The sequence below is a fragment of the Mesorhizobium sp. LEGMi-168a genome (assembly GCF_058312955.1).
On record NZ_JBZEGV010000163.1, the window covers coordinates 1 to 1,010 of the forward strand.

The window sequence follows — 1,010 nt, forward strand, 5'->3', positions numbered from 1 at the left end:
GACAAGAACTGCGCCTCGCTCCTCGCGACCAAACCTGCGCAAAACGGATTTCAACGCCCCCAGCATCGCATCACCTGTAAAGCTGCGGTTCGTCGCGGAGAAAATTGTTGAGCGTGCCTTGGCCAGCGTGACCGGTCACGTCGACGAGCTCGACAAAAATGTCGGCGTCGTAGTCGAAGCACGTCTGTCCATTACCAGTGCAGCGGTCGGTTCTCACAGGTTGTGTAATGAAGAAACTGGCAAACGCCTCGACCGGCAGGTTCTCCGTGTGTCCACCCAGGTTTACGTTCGGATCCGCTTCGAGTTTTTTGCAGTCTATTACCGCTCCGTAGAGCAAGCGCCGATCGACGTAGGTAACTGGCGTCTCGCAATTTTTTGGCGGCGTGCCCGTTTCGTTTCCTGGAGCCTTGGATTTGTCGGGAATGAGGTTGTGCGTCGGATCGTTCTCGTATTTATAGACTTCATAGCGGGTAGGGAGATCATCGCCTGTTCCCTGTAAGGCAGTTGGGAGGGCGACGCCGCTTGGTATGTGGTTGATTTTCCAATACGCATTGGAACTAGTGTTTAGGTCCCAATCGCCTCCGCCCATGCGTCCACCCATCATTGTGCATGAGCCGGTCTTAAAGCACGAATCGAGTCCAAGACCCTGGGTCTGTCCAGCCACGTCGTACGTCAGATCGTTTGAGGATGGGCAACTGTTGGCTCCGCCGGAGGTTTTTTTTGCGCCCTTTCTGACGTTTGATGCCGGTCCAAACTCAGCTCCGTTAAAGTTGCTTCCGGGCTCCTTCATTCCGAAGCGCAGATTGATCGCTCCCTTCACTTTGCCCGCCTTTTGACCTGTGGCGGTTGTGATGCTGTTCTTACTATAGCAGGCACCTGGCTTGGCCGACGCTAAAGCGGTCGCCAGGACCTTTGCACCCTTACCATCGGTTTCCAGGAAGCCGAAATTGCCGGGGAAGTACCCGGCTCCATTGCCAACCGTTCGGAGTTGAATGAGCCGTCGACGGTAT

At 55.2% G+C, this 1,010-nt stretch carries 1 pseudogene; it reads right to left on the reverse strand.

The features are described from left to right. Positions 1 to 70 precede the first annotated feature (70 nt). A pseudogene (locus tag AC4FWB_RS34650) lies at positions 71 to 1,010 on the reverse strand (hypothetical protein); the annotation flags it as partial.